The organism is Vibrio sp. QJM3NY_15 (genome assembly GCF_057785995.1).
Map to the genome: position 1 here is coordinate 739,942 of NZ_CM173517.1, position 18,672 is coordinate 758,613.

General features: G+C 45.2%; 12 protein-coding genes. 7 read left to right on the forward strand and 5 right to left on the reverse strand.

Translation table 11 applies throughout. The annotated features are described in order from the left end of the window. The first annotated feature begins 98 nt into the window (after nt 1-98). The 3 genes from recC (at nt 99) to recD (ending at nt 9,934) form a co-directional block, all read left to right on the forward strand. On the forward strand, nt 99-3,575 hold the full coding sequence (recC, locus tag AC3CKG_RS03205; RefSeq protein WP_488528805.1) for an exodeoxyribonuclease V subunit gamma: 3,477 nt from the start codon (nt 99-101) through the stop codon (nt 3,573-3,575). A 462-nt stretch (nt 3,576-4,037) separates the two neighbouring features. Next, entirely contained in the window at nt 4,038-7,712 is a 3,675-nt protein-coding gene (gene recB / locus AC3CKG_RS03210; RefSeq protein WP_488528806.1) for an exodeoxyribonuclease V subunit beta, read from the forward strand. Next, on the forward strand, nt 7,709-9,934 hold the full coding sequence (recD, locus tag AC3CKG_RS03215) for an exodeoxyribonuclease V subunit alpha (protein WP_488529222.1): 2,226 nt from the start codon (nt 7,709-7,711) through the stop codon (nt 9,932-9,934). Before recB ends, recD begins: the two co-directional genes overlap by 4 nt. Nucleotides 9,935-10,035: 101 nt before the next feature. On the opposite strand, the gene AC3CKG_RS03220 is transcribed toward recD, so the two are convergent. Next, nucleotides 10,036-10,227, reverse strand: coding sequence for a hypothetical protein (locus tag AC3CKG_RS03220; protein WP_008223046.1), 192 nt, complete (start codon nt 10,225-10,227; stop codon nt 10,036-10,038). Nucleotides 10,228-10,510: 283 nt separating this feature from the next. After that, complete coding sequence (argA, locus tag AC3CKG_RS03225; RefSeq protein WP_488528807.1) at nt 10,511-11,848, reverse strand: amino-acid N-acetyltransferase; 1,338 nt, start codon at nt 11,846-11,848, stop codon at nt 10,511-10,513. Nucleotides 11,849-12,011: 163 nt separating this feature from the next. Here argA and AC3CKG_RS03230 point away from each other — a divergent pair, with 163 nt between their 5' ends. The 4 genes from AC3CKG_RS03230 (at nt 12,012) to csdE (ending at nt 15,068) form a co-directional block, all read left to right on the forward strand. Beyond that, on the forward strand, nt 12,012-12,485 hold the full coding sequence (locus AC3CKG_RS03230) for a DUF2850 domain-containing protein (protein ID WP_488529223.1): 474 nt from the start codon (nt 12,012-12,014) through the stop codon (nt 12,483-12,485). 81 nt (nt 12,486-12,566) lie between these two features. Continuing rightward, nucleotides 12,567-13,679: a murein transglycosylase A gene (mltA, locus tag AC3CKG_RS03235; RefSeq protein WP_065113483.1), complete on the forward strand. Its 1,113-nt coding sequence runs from the start codon at nt 12,567-12,569 to the stop codon at nt 13,677-13,679. Between the two features lie 113 nt (nt 13,680-13,792). Next, nucleotides 13,793-14,602, forward strand: coding sequence for a tRNA cyclic N6-threonylcarbamoyladenosine(37) synthase TcdA (gene tcdA / locus AC3CKG_RS03240; protein WP_016768337.1), 810 nt, complete (start codon nt 13,793-13,795; stop codon nt 14,600-14,602). Between the two features lie 37 nt (nt 14,603-14,639). Continuing rightward, nucleotides 14,640-15,068 (forward strand): cysteine desulfurase sulfur acceptor subunit CsdE, encoded by a 429-nt coding sequence (gene csdE, locus AC3CKG_RS03245; RefSeq protein WP_488528808.1) that lies wholly within the window; start codon nt 14,640-14,642, stop codon nt 15,066-15,068. Nucleotides 15,069-15,165: 97 nt separating this feature from the next. On the opposite strand, the gene csdA is transcribed toward csdE, so the two are convergent. From csdA to AC3CKG_RS03260, 3 genes are all read right to left on the reverse strand, one after another. After that, complete coding sequence (gene csdA / locus AC3CKG_RS03250; protein ID WP_488528809.1) at nt 15,166-16,377, reverse strand: cysteine desulfurase CsdA; 1,212 nt, start codon at nt 16,375-16,377, stop codon at nt 15,166-15,168. Nucleotides 16,378-16,463: 86 nt separating this feature from the next. Next, nucleotides 16,464-17,357, reverse strand: a complete 894-nt coding sequence (gene panE / locus AC3CKG_RS03255; protein WP_488528810.1) for a 2-dehydropantoate 2-reductase — start codon at nt 17,355-17,357, stop codon at nt 16,464-16,466. 110 nt (nt 17,358-17,467) lie between these two features. Then, on the reverse strand, nt 17,468-18,265 hold the full coding sequence (locus AC3CKG_RS03260) for a nucleoside-specific channel-forming Tsx family protein (protein ID WP_029223456.1): 798 nt from the start codon (nt 18,263-18,265) through the stop codon (nt 17,468-17,470). Nucleotides 18,266-18,672: the final 407 nt, after the last annotated feature.

Sequence of the window (18,672 nt, forward strand, 5' to 3'; positions counted from 1 at the left end):
TTAAGTTTTCAGTATTTCATAAGCTTATATTCCTAATCCAAACTCGGCACTTATGCTAATCTGGCTTTATATTGTGGCAAGATTAGCGTGAGTGCACTTTGTTTACTGTTTACCATTCCAATAAAGTCGATACTTTAAAAATCCTTCTCGTTCACTTAATCAAAAGTGATCCTTTAGCCAACCCTTTCGAAAAAGAGCAGATCTTGGTTCAGAGCCCAGGTATGTCTCAATGGCTTAAGATGGAACTCGCCAAAGAGTTTGGTGTAGCAGCAAATATAGACTTTCCTCTTCCAGCAACCTTCATTTGGGATATGTTTACCCAAGTGCTTCCTGATGTCCCTAAACGCAGTGCTTTTAACAAAGAAGCAATGACGTGGAAGCTGATGAGTTTGCTACCCGCTAAGCTTGACCACCCTGATTTCTTGCCTCTGCAACGTTATCTTGAAAATGACGAAGATGACTCTAAGTTGTATCAATTGGCAGAGAAAATTGCCGATATCTTCGATGGTTACTTGGTGTATAGACCTGAGTGGATGGCGATGTGGGAAGCGGGAGAGCCCGTTGCTGAATTGGTCGATGATGAAGGGCAGCAAGAGCACCCTTGGCAACCGATTTTGTGGCAAGCACTCTATGAGCAAACTCTGTCTCAAGGCCAATCAAAATACCACCGTGGCAATTTGTACCACGACTTCATTGAAGCGCTAGCCAATCAACAAGGTCAATTGCAACATCTGCCGAAACGCTTATTTGTGTTTGGTATTTCTTCGTTGCCTCCTCGTTACATGGATGCGTTGAAAGCTTTGGGTGAGCAGATTGATGTGCACTTGATGTTCACCAACCCTTGCCAACATTACTGGGGCGATATTCGAGACCGTAAATATTTGGCAAGAGTTGAAGCCCAGCGTCGTAAGCAGTTTGCGTTGGTTGATGGTTTACCTCAACTAGAAGGTGAAGTATCACCATTGAAAGATGGCATTGAAGCCAACGTTGAAGATGAACTACACACCAGCCAAGCCGTGGGTAATAGTTTACTTGCGTCTATGGGTAAGCTGGGCAGAGATAACCTGTTTTTACTATCCCAATCAGACAGCGAAGAGCATGAGTTCTTTATTGATGTTGAGAGGGATAACCTACTGCATCAACTGCAAGCCGATATTCTCCAGCTAGAAGAGCATCAAGACGACCACATCTTAGATTCCAGCAACCATAAACAGGTGGTTGAGCTTGGTGATCGCTCTCTGACCGTACATGCGTGTCACAGCCCAATGCGTGAGGTGGAAGTTCTTCATGACCAGCTATTGGCGATGTTTGATGCCGACCCGACCCTGAAACCACGCGATATCATCGTAATGGTGTCTGATATTAATGCTTATAGCCCAGCGATTCAGGCGGTATTTGGTAATGCTCCGGGTGAGCGTTATATCCCTTACTCGATCTCTGATAGAACCGCAGACCAAGAAAGCCCAATTCTGACCGCTTTCATGCAATTGGTCGCGCTACCGAACACGCGCTGTTTAGCCTCTGAGTTGCTAGAGCTGTTAGAAATTCCAGCGATGATGGCACGCTTTGGTATTGACGAGTTTCAATTCGAGCAAGCCAAGCAATGGGTTGAAGAGGCGGGCATTCGTTGGGGGGTTGATGCTTCAACTGCAACAGAATTTGATCTACCTGCGACCGAGCAAAATACTTGGCTATTCGGTATTCATCGCATGCTCTTAGGCTATGCGATGTCGGATTCTGCGGGTTTATTTGAAACTGAACACTCTCCAATTGCCGCTTACAATGAAGTTCAGGGTATTAACGCCGAACTTGCTGGTAAATTAGCGCACTTTATCGATCGTATCGCCCATTACCGTCAACGCTTAACTGAAACCCAATCTATCGATATGTGGCGTGAAACCTTGCTGCAAATGATTGATGATTTCTTTGCGGTTGAACTGGAAGGCGAGGTGGTGCTCAAATCGATTCGTGATGCACTTTCGCAACTGAACGAACAGCTTGATGATGCCTTGTACGAACAAGAACTGTCGCCAAGCATTATCTACCAGTACCTCAATAATAAGTTATCTGGCGCGCGCATTAGCCAGCGTTTCTTAGCGGGCCAAGTTAACTTTTGTACCTTGATGCCGATGCGTTCTATTCCGTTCAAAACCGTCTGTTTGTTAGGCATGAATGATGGTGTTTACCCTCGCTCAATGCCGCCAGAAGGTTTTGATTTGATGAACGGGCGCACTCGTCCGGGTGACCGTTCTCGTCGTGATGATGACCGCTACCTATTCTTAGAAGCGATGCTGTCAGCGCAAGAATGTTTATACATCAGTTATGTCGGTCGCTCGATTCAAGATAATACTGAGCGAGTGCCGTCGGTATTGGTTTCAGAGTTGATTGAATACTGCCAACAGAACTACTGTTTGAGTGACGACCAAGCCTTACCAAGTGATGATTCAGGCATCAACCTGACTCAAGCGATCAGCTTTGAACACACCATGACACCGTTCAGCCCTGCTGCGTTTATTCAAGGTGAAGCGAGCCATGTGCTGAGTTACGCCAAAGAGTGGCTTCCAGCGGCTAACCGTTCCGGTGAACGCAGTGGTGAATTTAATCGTGCATTGGATGACTATTTGTTGGGTGCGACGTACCCGTTAGAACTCGATTTGGTTGAGTTACAGCGTTTTTGGCGTTTGCCTGTGCAGTACTTCTTTAATCGTCGTCTAAAAGTGGTATTTGAGCCGCCACTTCCTGTGATGGAAGACGATGAGCCATTTGTACTTAATGGTTTAGAGAGCTTCCAACTTAAGGATGCTTTGCTGCAAGTGTTACTGGATCACCCTGAAGGCGCTGACGAAGCGGTTCGATTGTTTGTCTCTGAGCAAAAAGCACAGGGCCGATTACCGGTCGGAGCTTTTGGTGATATCGAATTTGAAACCAACCGTGTTCAAGCGGAAGACTTGGCCAAAGAGATTCGATTTGTGAGCGGCTCGCCGCAACAAGATCTCGAAGTGAATATCGAATTTGATGTGTTAGGCGAAGGTAAACCTGTTCGCTTGATGGGGTGGTTAACTCAAAACTATCAATCAGGTCTAGTGCGTTTCCGTAGTGGCAAAATACGCTCTCAAGATTACTTGGCCGCGTGGATCGATCATCTATGTTGTGCAGTGATGGGACACGGAAAAACGACCCATATTATTGGCTATGACAGAAAAGAGGGCGTGGTTCACCAAACGCTACAACCTATCGGTGATGCGCAGCAGGCGAAGAGTTTGCTGGCTGAATTAGTTCGACTATTTTACCAAGGCATGACAGCCCCATTGCCGTATTTCCCGAAAACCGCCTTGGCTGGCGTTGAAGCGGGCTTTAGTCGTGGTAAATGGGTCGATGACGAAGAAAAGTCGCTTAAGAAAATGGCCGATACCTTTAATGACAGCTTCGCCTTTACGGGCGAGGGCAGAGATACCTACATCTCACGAATTTGGCCTAAGTGGGATGATGAACTGGCTGCTGAGTCGCGTATGTATTCAACGCTTGTGTTACAGGCGGCAAGACTTGCCGCTGCCGATCTTGAAGATCAGGAATAATCAACAGTGATCAGCAAGATCGCCAATGATACTAACGTCAAAGAGATGTGCTTGAATAAAGGCATGGAAAATAAAGAGTTAGATGTAAATTTGGAGTGCTTGGCTTATCAAAAGGTTAGAGATAATCGAGGTATAAGCTTAGTAAAAGCGATAGATAGTGACTTGCGGAAAGTCAAGGTACAGGAAATAAAGTGGCCGCCAGTAAATCATTATTAGTGTAGGGCGTTCGCTGTACGGCCACAGGTCAGAGGGACCATTATTCTGTGGTTCAAAGTAACGCCGGAAAGTACAAAACTCGTACGCGCTCCTGAACTCGTGGGCGCATAGTAGCGAGGCGATCTGAATTGTTCCGTGAGAGAGATCGCACTAACTATTAACAAATTAGCGTAGGACGTAAATTGAATGACGTTTTCCACGCTAGGTCACATTTGTAACAACACATTTATCAGAAGGCAGTAAGGCATGACGACCACAAGCAGTGTTCAGGTAATCGCTCCACAGACACTCGATACCATGACGTTTCCACTTCATGGCGCGCGTTTAATTGAAGCATCAGCGGGTACTGGTAAAACATTTACCATCGCTGGCTTGTACTTGCGCCTACTGCTCGGGCACGGCACGGCCGCTCCACAAGGTGATCTGACTGAAGCCACTCGACACCATGAGCCTCTAACCGTAGACCAAATCTTGGTGGTGACCTTTACTGAAGCGGCAACGGCAGAGCTGCGAGATCGTATCCGTGCGCGAATCCATGATGCACGGATTGCGTTTGCACGTGGGCAAAGTGACGACCCAGTGATTGCTCCTTTGTTGCAAGCGATCGATGATCATGCTGGTGCGGCGAAAACTCTGCTCAATGCTGAAAGACAAATGGATGAGGCCGCTGTATATACCATTCATGGTTTCTGTCAGCGAATGTTGACCCAAAATGCCTTTGAGTCTGGGAGCCGTTTTGATAATGAATTTGTGACCGATGAAAGCCATCTGAAAGCACAAGTGGTTGCCGATTATTGGCGTAAACAGTTCTACCCATTGCCAATTCAATTAGCAGGTGAGGTTCGTAATATCTGGGGTTCTCCCGCTTCTCTATTGGCTGACGTAAATCGCTATTTAACGGGTTCTCCACTAAAGCTAACCGTGGAAGCAATGTCGGGTGACTTACAAACACTGCACAATCAAAACCTAGATAAAGTGAAGCAACTTAAGGCATTGTGGTGCGAATCCGAAGCGGACTTTCTTGCCTTGATCTCAGGTTCAGATGTGAACAAGCGCAGCTATACCAAGAAGTCTTTGCCGACTTGGTTAGAAGCGGTAACAGCATGGGCGCAGAGCGACACCCATGATTACCAGTTTCCAGATAAACTAGAGAAGTTCTCACAAGCAACATTAATCGAGAAAACACCAAAAGGCACTGCACCTCAGCACGCCGTTTTCGAAGCTATTGAGGACTTCTTAAACTCTCCTGCAGACCTGAAAGCCCCCTTGTTGGCACATGCTATTACTCATTGTCGAACCATGTTAGCCAAAGCTAAACAACAAAAGCAGTGGTTATCGTTTGATGATTTGCTGACTCAATTATCCGCGTCAATCGATGTGGATGAGCAATCCTTGCTGGTGGAGAGAATTCGAACCTTATACCCAGTGGCGATGATCGATGAATTCCAAGATACCGATCCGCTGCAATACAGTATTTTTAGTCGAATCTATTTAGACAATCCGCAATGTGGCCTGTTTATGATCGGTGACCCTAAGCAGGCTATCTATGGTTTCCGCGGTGCAGATATCTTTACTTATATCAAGGCAAGAAACCAAGTTAGTGCTCACTACACGTTAGGCACCAACTGGCGTTCGAGTGCTGATATGGTCAGCGCAGTAAACCAAGTGTTTATGAATTCGGATAGCCCGTTTATCTACGACCAAGACATTCCATTTTTGCCCGTAGCAGCCAGCCCATCGGCCGACAAACGCCAATGGGTAATGAATGGTGAAACTCAGCACGCGCTCACCTTTTGGCTGCAAGAGGCGGAAGAAAAGCCCTTACCGAAAGGCGAATATCACAAGGCCATGGCTGAGGCGACTGCGAGTCAAATTCAAACCATTCTGACCGCTTCTCAAAACCAGCAAGCCTATTTTGATAACGGTAAAAAACAACATGCCGTGAATGCAGGTGATATTGCTGTCTTGGTTAGAACCGGTAGTGAAGGTCGTCTGATCAAGAACGCGCTGTCGGAACAAGGCATTGCGAGCGTGTACTTATCTAACCGAGACAGTGTATTCACCAGTTTGGTCGCGCAAGATATTCAACGCCTGTTACAAGCGGTGTTGACGCCTGAAAACGACCGTGCATTGCGCGCTAGTTTGGCGTCGGAATTATTTGCTCTGGATGCGGCATCATTGGATGAACTCAATAACGATGAAGTGGTGTGGGAAAACGTCGTTAACGAATTCCGAGAATATCGTAAGTTGTGGCTACAGCGCGGCGTATTACCAATGCTTCGCAGCGTGATCAGTAAAAGACACCTCGCGGAACGCTTACTAGAAGAAGAAAATGGTGAGCGCTCACTCACTGATTTGATGCATATTGGCGAATTGCTGCAACAAGCTAGGCAGGAGCTCGACAGCGACTATGGCTTGTTACGTTGGCTAGCAGAAGCGATATCTGATGCGCAAAATGGTTTAGGTGGCAGTGAAGACGACATTCAACGCCTTGAATCAGAGAGAAACTTAGTTCAAATCGTCACTATTCATAAATCGAAAGGTTTGGAATATGACCTAGTATTCCTGCCGTTCGTGGCGAGTTATCGTGAAGCGAGTGAAGGTAAGTTCTACGACCATGAATCAGATACCACAGTGCTTGATATTACGGGTAGCGACAGTGCTTTAGCGCAAGCCGATAAAGAGCGATTGGCAGAAGACTTACGCTTGATTTATGTAGCGCTGACTCGTGCGGTTTATGGCTGTTTTATTGGTATGGCTCCTTTACGTAAAGGGCGCTCAACCAAAGAGCCGACCGGCGTTCACTTAAGTGCTATGGGCTACTTGATTCAAAACGGACAAGAGCAAGGCATTGCTGAGTTGAATCAAGCTTTGTCAGCGATTGAGGGTAAGAATTCAAGCGTATTGCTGTCTGAAACACCAACCGCTCACGAACACGTTTTTGTGCAAACAGAGCAAGTGAGTGAAGACTTACATGCTAGTGAACTGAAGGCTTCAATTGACCGAGCTTGGCGAATCACCAGTTACTCGGGGTTAGTAAAACAAGGCAGTCACGGCGCGAGCCATGATGCCACGATTGAGGTGTCTGGCTTCGATATTGATTCGGCTGATGAACACGATGAGTCGGAATTGATTGAACCTGAACGTTCTATATTCACGTTCCCTCGCGGTGCCCGCCCTGGTACTTTCTTGCACACCTTGTTTGAGGATGTTGAGTTTACTGAGCCAGCAACCAGTGAACATAACACGCAAGTAATCACTCACTTATTAGAGTCGGAGCAATACGAAGTAGAGTGGTTACCAGTGCTTCAACAACTGGTCGATACGGTGCTGAACACCGCGTTGGATGGCAAAAATCTAAAGCTAAGTGAGAAAGACTCGACTCAACGATTAGTCGAAATGGAGTTCTTGTTGCCTATCGAAGTGTTGGCCGCATCTGAGCTCAATCAAACCATTCAATATCACGATCCGTTATCGGCCAAAGCGGGTGACTTAGGCTTCCAAACCGTGCAAGGCATGCTGAAAGGCTTCATCGATTTGGTGTTCGAACATCAAGGTAAATACTATGTGCTCGACTGGAAATCGAACCATTTAGGTGATGATGTTGCCGTTTACCATGGTGAAGCATTAAAATCGGCGATGGCAGACCACCGCTACGATCTGCAATATCAAATCTATGCGTTGGCATTGCACCGCTTCTTACGCAGCCGCGTTGCGGATTACAGTTATGAACAACATTTTGGTGGGGTTTATTACTTGTTTTTAAGAGGAATGGACGGCCAATCTCAACAAGGTATTTTCTCGGCTAAACCCACATTGGCTCTGCTCGATGAAATGGATCAATTGATTGACGGTAAAGTGATAGACAGACGTTCAGCACAATTGAATGACAATGAAACTGGACAGATGGGGCTTCTATAATGACAACGACCACTAATACCATCATAGAAACAGCGAATTCTGTTAAGCCTGCTTCACTTATCCCTGAGCAGCTTCTGGATGTATTAAAGTTCCTAGCGGACAAAGGTTCAATTCGTCAGCTGGATTATCAGTTTGCTCGTTTTATTGCTCAGCAAGCGACGAGTCATTCTCAAGAGATCGGCTTTCTCGCTGGGGTGGTGAGCCATGAATTAGGCAAGGGGCACATTTGTACTCAGCTTATACAAGCTCAAACGGTAGGCCCTGAACTAACGACAGATCTAGGCCAGTTGCTTGGTTTGTACGGTGAAACGGCACTGCAATTGAACCAAAAACTGTTGGGTATTGATTGGGTGACTGTTCTGCAATCATCTAACCTAGTTGGAACAACGAATGACTGCGTTAAGCCGCTGATGTTTGATGGACAGCGTGTCTACTTACAGCGTTATTGGAACTACGAAGTTGTGTTGGCTGAAACTCTAAACCGTTTAAGTAAGCCAGTAGAGTTCAATATTGAGCAGAAAAAAGCACTGACTGAAACGCTCAATCAGCTTTTTGCCCGTAGTTATCACTTCCTGTTTAACGCCTTAGCCAAGGCTGAAGCAAACCAACAAACGTCTCAGGTATTACGCCAACAGCTGGTGTGTGATCATCTTGATATCGTCGATGAACAGGCTTTGGATTGGGGTTCTATCGATCAAGCGATTGTTCAAGCCAAACAAGTGACCGATTTAGATGTGCTGGATAGTCTAGTGCCGTTATCTGTCTGTTTGAACTGGCAAAAAGTAGCGGCAGCGGTGGCGTTAAGTCGTCGCTTTGCGGTTATTTCTGGTGGGCCGGGTACCGGTAAAACAACCACGGTAACTAAGTTACTGTCGGCGATGGTCGAGCAATCACTCAGCCAAGATAAAACACCGACGATCAAGCTGGTGGCACCGACAGGTAAAGCGGCAGCACGTTTAACCGAGTCGATTGGTAAAGCGATTGAACAACTGCCTTTATCACCTGAAGTGAAGGCCAACATACCGACGGAATCGAGTACCTTGCACAGACTGCTCGGCGCGATTCCTAATCGATCTGAGTTTAGACACAGCCGACGCAATCCACTTCACCTTGATATCTTGGTGGTGGATGAAGCATCAATGGTCGACTTATCCATGATGTATAAGCTGGTGGATGCACTCCCTGAGCACGCAAGGCTTATCTTATTGGGTGATAAAGACCAACTCGCTTCAGTAGAGGCCGGTGCGGTGTTGGGGGATATCTGCTCGTTTAATTCAACAGGCTACAGCACAGCTCAAGGTAACTTGATTGCGGAAATGACAGGCTTTGACGCGATAGCTAAACCAAGACAAGTCAAAGCTGGATCGGTTAACCCTCCTGCGATTGCAGATAGCTTGTGTATGCTGCAGAAGAGTTACCGTTTTGATGCGCGTTCAGGTATCGGACAGTTGGCAAAAGCGATCAATAACGGCTCTGCTAATCAGGTCGATCAAGTGTTTGCGAAAGGGTTTGAGGATATCGAAAATCATCCCTTGTCGAGTGACAGCTATAACTTGATGCTGCGAACTTTGGTTAATGAGTATGGTGCGTATCTCAATCGAATGAATGTGCCGCTAGAAGAATTAGAAACTCAAGAAGCGAGAGCGAAATCGGTTCTCGATTTGTTCAGCCAGTGTCGATTGCTGTGTTCCATTCGTGAAGGTGACTTTGGTGTTAAAGGCCTCAACCACAGAATCGAAAGGGCACTTGCCGCAAGACGTTTGGTGAATCCGCACAATGATGAACTCTGGTATCACGGGCGACCAGTGATGGTAACGCGCAATGATCATGGCTTGGGCTTATACAATGGTGATATTGGTATCTGTATGCTTGAGGCTGATGCAAGTAGCTCTTCTTCAACTGACGATAACTCAGCCCCTCGATTAAAGGTATATTTTGAATTACCCGATGGCAGTGTAAAAGCCGTACTACCAAGTCGAGTACCTGATCATGAAACGGCTTATGCGATGACGATACACAAATCTCAAGGTAGTGAATTTGATCTGACTTTGATGATCTTACCGCCTGATTTCAGCCCAATTCTAACGCGAGAACTTATCTATACGGGTATTACACGTGCTAAGAAACGACTGATGATGTTCAGTGATACGAATGTATTGAAGCGTGGTATTAAGGTGAAAACAGAGCGAGTGAGTGGTTTAGGAAGTCGCTTAACCAGCTAACAGTCAGTAGTTTTAGCGAAGGTGTTGTTGGAAGTAAAGCTAGGAAATGGCAGGGTAAATCGTATACACAAAGCAACCATCCCTGGTTGCTCTGAACGTGATTAGGAATCCGTGCCTAAAAACGCTCGAGTAAACGATATATGGTTTATCTTGTATTTTGCTTGGCAATTCAAAATAAACTCTTTTAGGTTCTCGCTCACAGGGAACACGCAGTGTACGTCTAGCCCTTCTAAGAATTGGTTATCAGCCATATCCCAAAAACTTTGCAGCGAGTTACAAACAATGGTTCTCATATCAATGTTGCTCTTTTTGCTGTTTATACTAACGAGCAGAGCTACTGCTAGCGTGCTGACCGTTAACGGGTATAGCAATCCGTGCAGTTACCATCTCAATGAGTTCGATATGACTATCGAGATGGCAATTCCTATAAAAACATTTGTTAATATTATTAAAGCGCTTAAATTCTATACAATAATCCGTGTGAGTGAAAGTGCATATTTGATAAAACCCACATGGTAAACGATTACATTTGCAATTAATTTACGATCAAAGTGAGATTTTAGTCCAAAACTTTATTTACACGTTCAACGCTAAGATCTTCGAGTTTCTTTGGTAGTTGTATAGCCCCTGTTTTTCCATTGGCAATTCATCAACACCTATCTCGTAAAACCCCTGTTCGCGGAACCAATGAAGGCTGTGTGTGGTAAGAACAAATATTTGGTCGATGTCACGCGACTTGGATTGATGACGCATGTAATCCAGCAATAATTGCCCACGGTTTCCATCGCGGTAGTCAGGGTGGATAGCAACACAGGCCATTTCTGCCATGTGATCTTCCGGGTAAGCGTATAGTGCAGCGCAACCAATAATCAGACCGTCTTTTTCGATAATGGTAAAACGATGCACTTCTTGTTCTAGCTGCTCTCTTGAGCGACGAACGAGAATACCTTGTTCTTCAAGAGGGCGAATTAGGTCAAAGATACCACCGATGTCATCGATCTGAGCTTGTCTGACTTGCTCAGCACTCGCCATGACCACTTGGGTTCCAATACCGTCGAAAGAGAACAGCTCTTGGATTAATGCGCCATCCACTTTGTAGCTGATTAAGTGACAGCGAGCTACACCAGCACGACACGCTGAGATCGCGCCTTTCAAGAATCGAAGTGTCCCTGTACTCATGTCTTCAGCTGGATTTTGAGATTGAGTTAAGCGTTCTAGAATTTGCTTGGCGTCTTTAGGGAAAAGTTCGGCAAGTACATTACCGTTTTGATCCGTTACCCCTTGCTCCGAGCAAAAGCCAATCAACTTATCGGCCTTTAAACGAATGGCCACTTGAGTTGCGACCTCTTCAGAAAGCAGGTTAAAGCTTTCACCTGTTACCGAGCTGGCAATAGGGCCAAGTAGGACGATGGAGCCTTGGGCGAGTGTACGATTGATCCCTTCAATATCGATTCGACGAATACGCCCGCTGTGACAGTAATCTGTACCATCATCGACACCTAGCGGTTGAGCGGTAATAAAATTGCCACTCATAACATTCAGTTGAGTGCCCGCCATTGGGGTGTTGTTCAGGCTCATTGAGAGTCGAGCTGTGATGGCTAGCTGTAATTGGCCAGCAGCCTGCATCGCAACACCCAGAGAATATTCATCGGTGACCCTAATATTCTTGTGATAAGGCGTATGGCAATCTTGCTTTGCTAACAGTTGGTTGATCTGCGGTCTTGCCCCATGAACAAGAACAATCTTGACCCCAAGGCTGTGGAGTAAGGCAATATCACTAATAATGTTACCAAAATTTCTATCGGCAACGGCTTCGCCTCCCAGCATAATTACCATGGTTTTGCCACGGTGAGCATTCACGTAAGGGGTTGATTGTCTGAAACCTTTTACTAGCGCTGTACTTCTTAATTTCACAGAACAAGTCCAATTGTGTTTATTTATTCGTTAATTTAGCATTTAAATTCAAAATTGAGCAACACATTTTTTGGAATAAAGCGCAAACTATTCTCATCTAGGGTTCATTATATAAACTGTCTCAGTGTAGAATGCGCATAGCATCTTTATGAGTAGTCACCGAATGCAACAAGCTCCAGCAAGAAAGAACAAGATCGATGAGATAACCAAAGGCCTCTACAGTGAAGCTGAGCAACGCAACCAATCTAAATTGAAGCGTAAGATCATTGAACGCAGCCTAATGGCATTAGCTATGGTCGGTACGTTTGCGGTGGTGTCTCTTTTTGGTGATGTTATTAATCGAGTGCAAGATGCAGCAACCCCCGATCACTTGCTGTATGGCACTTGGGTCGAACAAGATGTTGCTCATTATGCGACAGATGAATTTGTACTAAATGCCAACGGTGTCTCAATCGGTGGTTCAGTCATTTCGACTAACTTTGAGTTCGATGGTAACTACTTTGAATATAAGGCGGGGGATAAAACGTATCGCTTCCGCATGACCAAAGCTGATCATACAGAAATGGTGCTCGATTCAGATGGGCACTACAACCCAGTCTTTCGCCTCAAAGGCTATATCGATAATTCCGTTCGATAGGTTATCTTACTGTAAACTCTTACAATCTAAGATTGTGTTATCTGACCGTTTTTGTCATCCTCGATGCATAGAATTTTTAGGATGACTCTTGTGATTAAAAAATGGCTTCCCCTTGTTGCCGCCTCTTTACTATTTGGCTGTGCTCAACCAACCGATCGTGCTCAACAACACCTTGATGATGAATTTCCCCGTACCTTAAATAAGGTCGATCAAGTTGAATCGAACAAACCAAGAGACTACACCGCATTTTCAGAACAAGCTGAGATGGTGGTTTCTAAATCCCCTTCGATGGCAAAAATCTATGAACCGCTTTATCAGCAACTTAATGAGTGGGCGATGCAAAGTGGTGATCCGAGCGAGCTAGCTAACTTCGGTGTTCAAACCGCTCAATTGGGTGGTGGCGATAAGCAAGGCAATGTTTTGTTCACGGGCTACTTTTCTCCTGTGATGGAGCTGCGCCATGAAGCGAATGAAGAATACAGATTCCCTGTTTATGGACTTCCTGATTGTGATAAAGATTGTCCGACTCGCGAAGAGATCTACAACGGTGCATTAGAAGGCCAAGGCTTGGAGTTAGGTTACGCTGCAAACCGTATCGACCCGTTTATGATGGAAGTTCAGGGCAGCGGCTTTGTGCATTTTGGTGACGACGACACGCTTAAATATTTCGCGTATGCGGGTAAGAATAACAAAGCTTATGTGAGCATTGGCCGTGTATTGATTGATCGAGGCTTAGTTCCACGCGAAAAAATGTCATTAAAAGCCATTAAAGAGTGGGTGTTGGCGAATGAGCCTTCAGTGGTAAAAGAGCTGCTTGAGCAAAACCCTTCTTTTGTTTTCTTTAGCTCTAGAGAAGATTTATCGGTAATGGGCAGCGCAGGCATTCCATTGTTACCAATGGCGGCGGTTGCAGGTGATCGTTCTATTCTCCCGATGGGTACACCTATCCTTGCTGAGGTTCCCTTACTGAATGCTGATGGTACTTGGAGCGGCGCGCACCAACTAAGACTGCTATTGGTTTTGGATACCGGTGGTGCAGTTAAGCAGAACCACTTAGACCTCTACCACGGTATGGGACCAAGAGCGGGTACTGAAGCGGGTCATTACAAACATTTTGGTCGAGTGTGGAAGCTTGGTTTAGACGGTAGCGCAACCGAAGCGCCTTGGGCTTTACCTCCTGAGAAGGTCGAGTAAACGACAATAAAATTGGGCATTGAAAGCGAATCGCTAATCCCCTAGACTTTTTATTCAAGAGTGCGTATAAAACGCACTCTTTTCTTTTTCTCAGAAATAAATTGGCGGCAACAATGCGTGAATTGACCACTCCAGCTTCAGAAAACTATGACCAACGATTTGGTGGCACTCGTCGCCTGTATGGCAATAGTGAAGTCGATATACTTAGAGCCGCACACGTGTGTGTTATCGGTATTGGTGGCGTGGGTTCATGGGCTGTTGAAGCGCTTGCTCGTACTGGTTTAGGTGAGCTGACGTTGATCGATATGGATGACGTGTGCGTGACTAACATCAACCGTCAAATCCACGCTATGTCGGGTACGGTTGGCAAGAGCAAAATTGAAGTGATGGCTGAGCGCGTTAAGCTGATTAACCCTGAGTGTAAAGTGAACCTGATTGATGACTTTATTGGTCCTGACAATCAGGCTGAATACCTGTCTAAAGAGTTCGATTTTGTTCTCGATGCGATTGATAGCATGAAAGCTAAGGCTTCGTTGTTGGCGTATTGTCGTAGCAATAAAATCAAAGTGATCACCACGGGTGGCGCGGGTGGGCAAGTCGACCCGACTCAAATCAAAGTGGCTGATCTGACTAAGACGATTCAAGATCCACTCGCGAAGAAATTGAAAGACACATTACGTCGTCATCATAATTTCCCTAAGAACCCAGCACGTAAGTTTGGTATCGATTGTGTGTTCTCTACTGAGCAACTTAAATACCCTCAAGCTGACGGAAGTGTATGTGCTGCGAAAGCAACCGCAGAAGGTCCAAAGCGTATGGATTGTGCGACGGGTTTTGGTGCGGCAACGGTTGTCACGGCTACGTTTGGTTTTGTGGCGGTTTCACGTATCGTAGAAAAGATCGTTCAAAAGCATACTAAGTAACGTCTTCTATTCAATTAATAATCGACTGGATATTAAAATGACCACATTCCCAAGCTCTCCATTCGGCACTGAAATTACCAGTGATGATATTGTCTCGAAGATGCAGACATTCAGCGGCTGGGAAGACCGTTATCGCCAAGTGATTCAATGGGGTAAGAAACTGCCAACTATGCCTGATGAACTGAAAAGTGAGCAGGTGGTTGTCTCTGGCTGCGAAAGCCAAGTGTGGTTGGTTTCTCAGAACATCGGTGGAGCTTGGCACTTTTGTGCTGATTCTGATGCTCGCATCGTTCGCGGTCTTATTGCTTTAGTGATGGCCGCGTATGACGGTAAAACATCAGAGCAGATTCAAGCGTTCGATATCGATGGATACTTTGAACAAATCGGTTTAATTACTCATCTAAGCCCATCTCGCGGCAATGGATTAAAGGCGATTGTTGCTCAAATTCAAGAGCTAAGTGCTTAACATTTCTTATATACACAGAAACAAAAAGGGTTGACGCTAAACGCCAACCCTACATAATCTAGCTACTAGCTACTAGCTACTAGCTACTAGCTACTAGCTACAGCATATCAACGGCTTTTTCTATCGCCGCTACGAGCTTTTCAACATCATCTAGATTGTTATAAATACCAAAAGAGATTCGCACGGTTCCTTTTACGTTGAGCGCATCCATTAATGGGTGTGCACAATGATGACCAGCACGAACGGCAATACCTTGTTGATCCAATAACGTCGCAATGTCTTGATGGTGAACGCCATCCATTACAAACGTAATCACACTAGAATTTGGCTTGTAACCAAGGATCTGGATGTCATCCAACTGGTTGAGTGCTTGATAGGTTTTCTGTTGTAGCTGGTGGATATGCTCTTCGACATCTTGTTGGTCAAACTGATGTAACCACTCTATTGCTGTGCTTAATGCAATAGCACCAGCGACATTGGGTGTACCCGCTTCAAATTTGCCTGGAAGTTCAGAAAAGGTAGTACCAGAAAAAGAGACACGCTCAACCATTTTGCCACCACCATGCCAAGGTGGCATCGCCTCGAGCAATTCAAGCTTGCCGTAAAGCACGCCAATACCTGCAGGAGCATAGAGTTTGTGCCCAGAGAATACGTAGAAATCCGCACCCAAAGTGGCAACATCTACTGGCTCATGAACAATACCTTGCGCGCCATCGACCACAACAATGGCATCCATCTTATGGGCTTTCTCGATCACTTGCTCAATCGGTTGGAGAGTGCCAGTGACATTGGTTATCTGAGCCAGAGCAACAATTTTAGTTCGTTCAGTTAATAGAGCATCGAAGGCATCAAGGTCGAATTCGCAGTCTGGTGTCATTGGCACCTTGATGACTTTAGCACCGGTTTGTTCAGCCACAATTTGCCAAGGCACGATGTTGGCGTGGTGTTCCATTTCACTGACTAAGATCTCATCGCCAGGTTGAAGGGTACTTCTTGCGTAAGTTTGTGCGATCAGGTTAAGTGCTTCGGTTGCACCGCGAGTCCAAATAATCTCTTTTGACGATGTCGCGCCAATAAACTGAGCGACCTTGTCTCTGGCTGCTTCAAATTGACTGGTCGCGTTCGCTGTTAAGCTATGACTGCCACGGTGAACGTTGGCATTTTGCTTGGAGTAATATTGGCTAATGGCATCAATAACCACCTGAGGTTTTTGTGTCGTTGCCGCGCTGTCTAAGTAAATCAACGGTTGTTGGTTGATGGTTTGTGATAGCGCAGGAAACTGCTCTCGGATGTGATTGATATCAAGCATCTATTCTTACCTAAATCTTGGAAATTGGTGCCAGCGTCATGCTGATCAGTATCGTTATTTTATCGCGACTTGTTAACCGTTGCTGACTAATCTTGATGATTCCAGCTATTTTCTCGTTCTTTAACCTGATCGAAGAGCTTTTGGTTAACCGGAACTTCTATCTGATGCTTACGCGCGGTTTTTATTAGGTGTCCGGTAATGAAGTCGATCTCTGTCTTTCGTTGGTAAAACACATCTTGCTTCATTGAGGAATTGTTCTTTGCTGTCGCTTGAATAACCTTGTTGACGCTTGTCTCTAATTCGTCAAATGAACAAGTAATACCTTCAGCCTGCATCACTTGCGTGAGTTCTTTAATTATAGAACTCAGAGCTTCGCTAAATCTTTTGTCAGCAAGCTCTCCGTTTTTGATTTGTTCCAACCCAGTCAGTGGGTTTATGGCACAATTGATGGCGAGCTTAGTCCAGAGTGCGGTTTTTATTTCTGGATTCCAACTTACAGCAGGTAAGGCATGCTCCAACACATCAACTAAAAAAGTGCACTGTTGGCCCTTGAGGTTAAAAGCACCCAATTGAGTTTGGCCGATTCCTGTGTGGGATACATTGTTGCGATTGGGTTTGAATGCCGCTTGGGTGGTGGTCGCCAATACTACTGGGTGAGCATCAATTTGAGTCTCTATATGGTCGACCGCGCCCATTCCATTGTGCATGAACATAAGAATGGTGTCAGGGTCTAGGTGTTGAAGCAGTGGAGTGGTGGCTTCTTCTACTTGCCAAGCTTTGACCGTGAAGATCACTAGGTCACTTTCTGATAGCTTCTCGATATTGTTGTTACTGAAGGAAAGTGAAGCTTGTCCATCAAGCGATACGTCAATTGAGTTATCAGTGGAGCGACTCCACAAAGACACATTATGACCCGCTTGAGAGAGTTTGATAGCCCACAAAGAGCCGATAGCTCCAGGCCCAATAATTGAGATGTTCACAGCAATACCGAGATAAGAAAGTGATGCTGCAAGGATAACGAGGCATTAAATGAAAGCAATAAAAAATGGCACCCGAGGGTGCCATTTTGGAAACTTTCTTAGAAGTTCTATTAGAACTTGTAAGTTACTGCAACGTAGTGACCGAAACCAGTAGTTTTGCCTGCTAGGCCGTCGTCTTTAAGACCGTATACGTCTTTGTAACCTTTTAGACCGTAACCAACCGCGAAGCGGTCTGAGTGCCAGTAGATACCGTTGAACATAGCACCACCGTTAGTAGTGTTAAGTGCACCGAAGTCGTTATCCATACCAAATTGGTAATCGATGTAACCTTGATAAGAAATAAACGAACCGTTCTCGAAGAAGTAGAAAGGTTTAAACCAGTTCATAGAAACTTGGTAACCGTTCCAGTCTTTCTTGTTTGAATCGTATGTACCGTAAAGGTTTAGTCCCATTTTACCGAACCAAGGAACCATTACATCAGAACCAAGACCCACTTTTTGAGTGTTTACACCACCGTTTGAACCATCCCACTCCATAAGAGTAGCAACGTATAGCTCTTGAACTGGACCGAAAGAAAGATCTTTACCAGTCAGGCCATCTAGAGACATACGTGGAGCAAACTTCATAAAGATTTTTGAGTCAGCGTCAGCTTTGTCGCTGCCAGGATCAGAAGTTAGGTTGAACACATCAACGTAACCGTAAAGATCGAAGATACCAGAGCGGCCGCCGAATTCCATTTCTAGGTAATCATGAGTTGATTCACCTGGAAGCTCGTCAATTGCACCCATAAGGTTAAATTGAAGCCATTTGTAATCGTTCTTGTGAATGTCGCCGTCAGAATAATCCGCTGCCATTACTGGAGCAGATGTTGCTGCAAGTAGGCCAAGAGTTAAAAGTGATTTACGCATAATGGAACTCTCTATGTTAAAAATGAATAACCCGCTAATCCGTGCGTGTTTATGATGTCCGAATGCCGAGCATAATAGCGATTTTGTTCTCAAATAAAAGTGAGACGCGATGAAAATTGCAATTATTAAGGTGAACTTGATCACACTAATGATCTAAATGATGGAACTTTAAGATGGCAATGCATCTTGATGCACCACTAATTCTATTGATTTTGTGAAATTCGATTATTTTATGGATAAATTGGTGAATTACTGTCCTAAGCAAACGATTCTACTGAATAGAGTGACATGCATATCAAAATCAACAGTATTCCTTTCCAAGGCTTTCGCGCTGAAAAGTGACTAATTCAAATCACCCTCCATTCTGTGTTTGATCTATTTTTGACCAACTTCGTAATGGTGTTGGA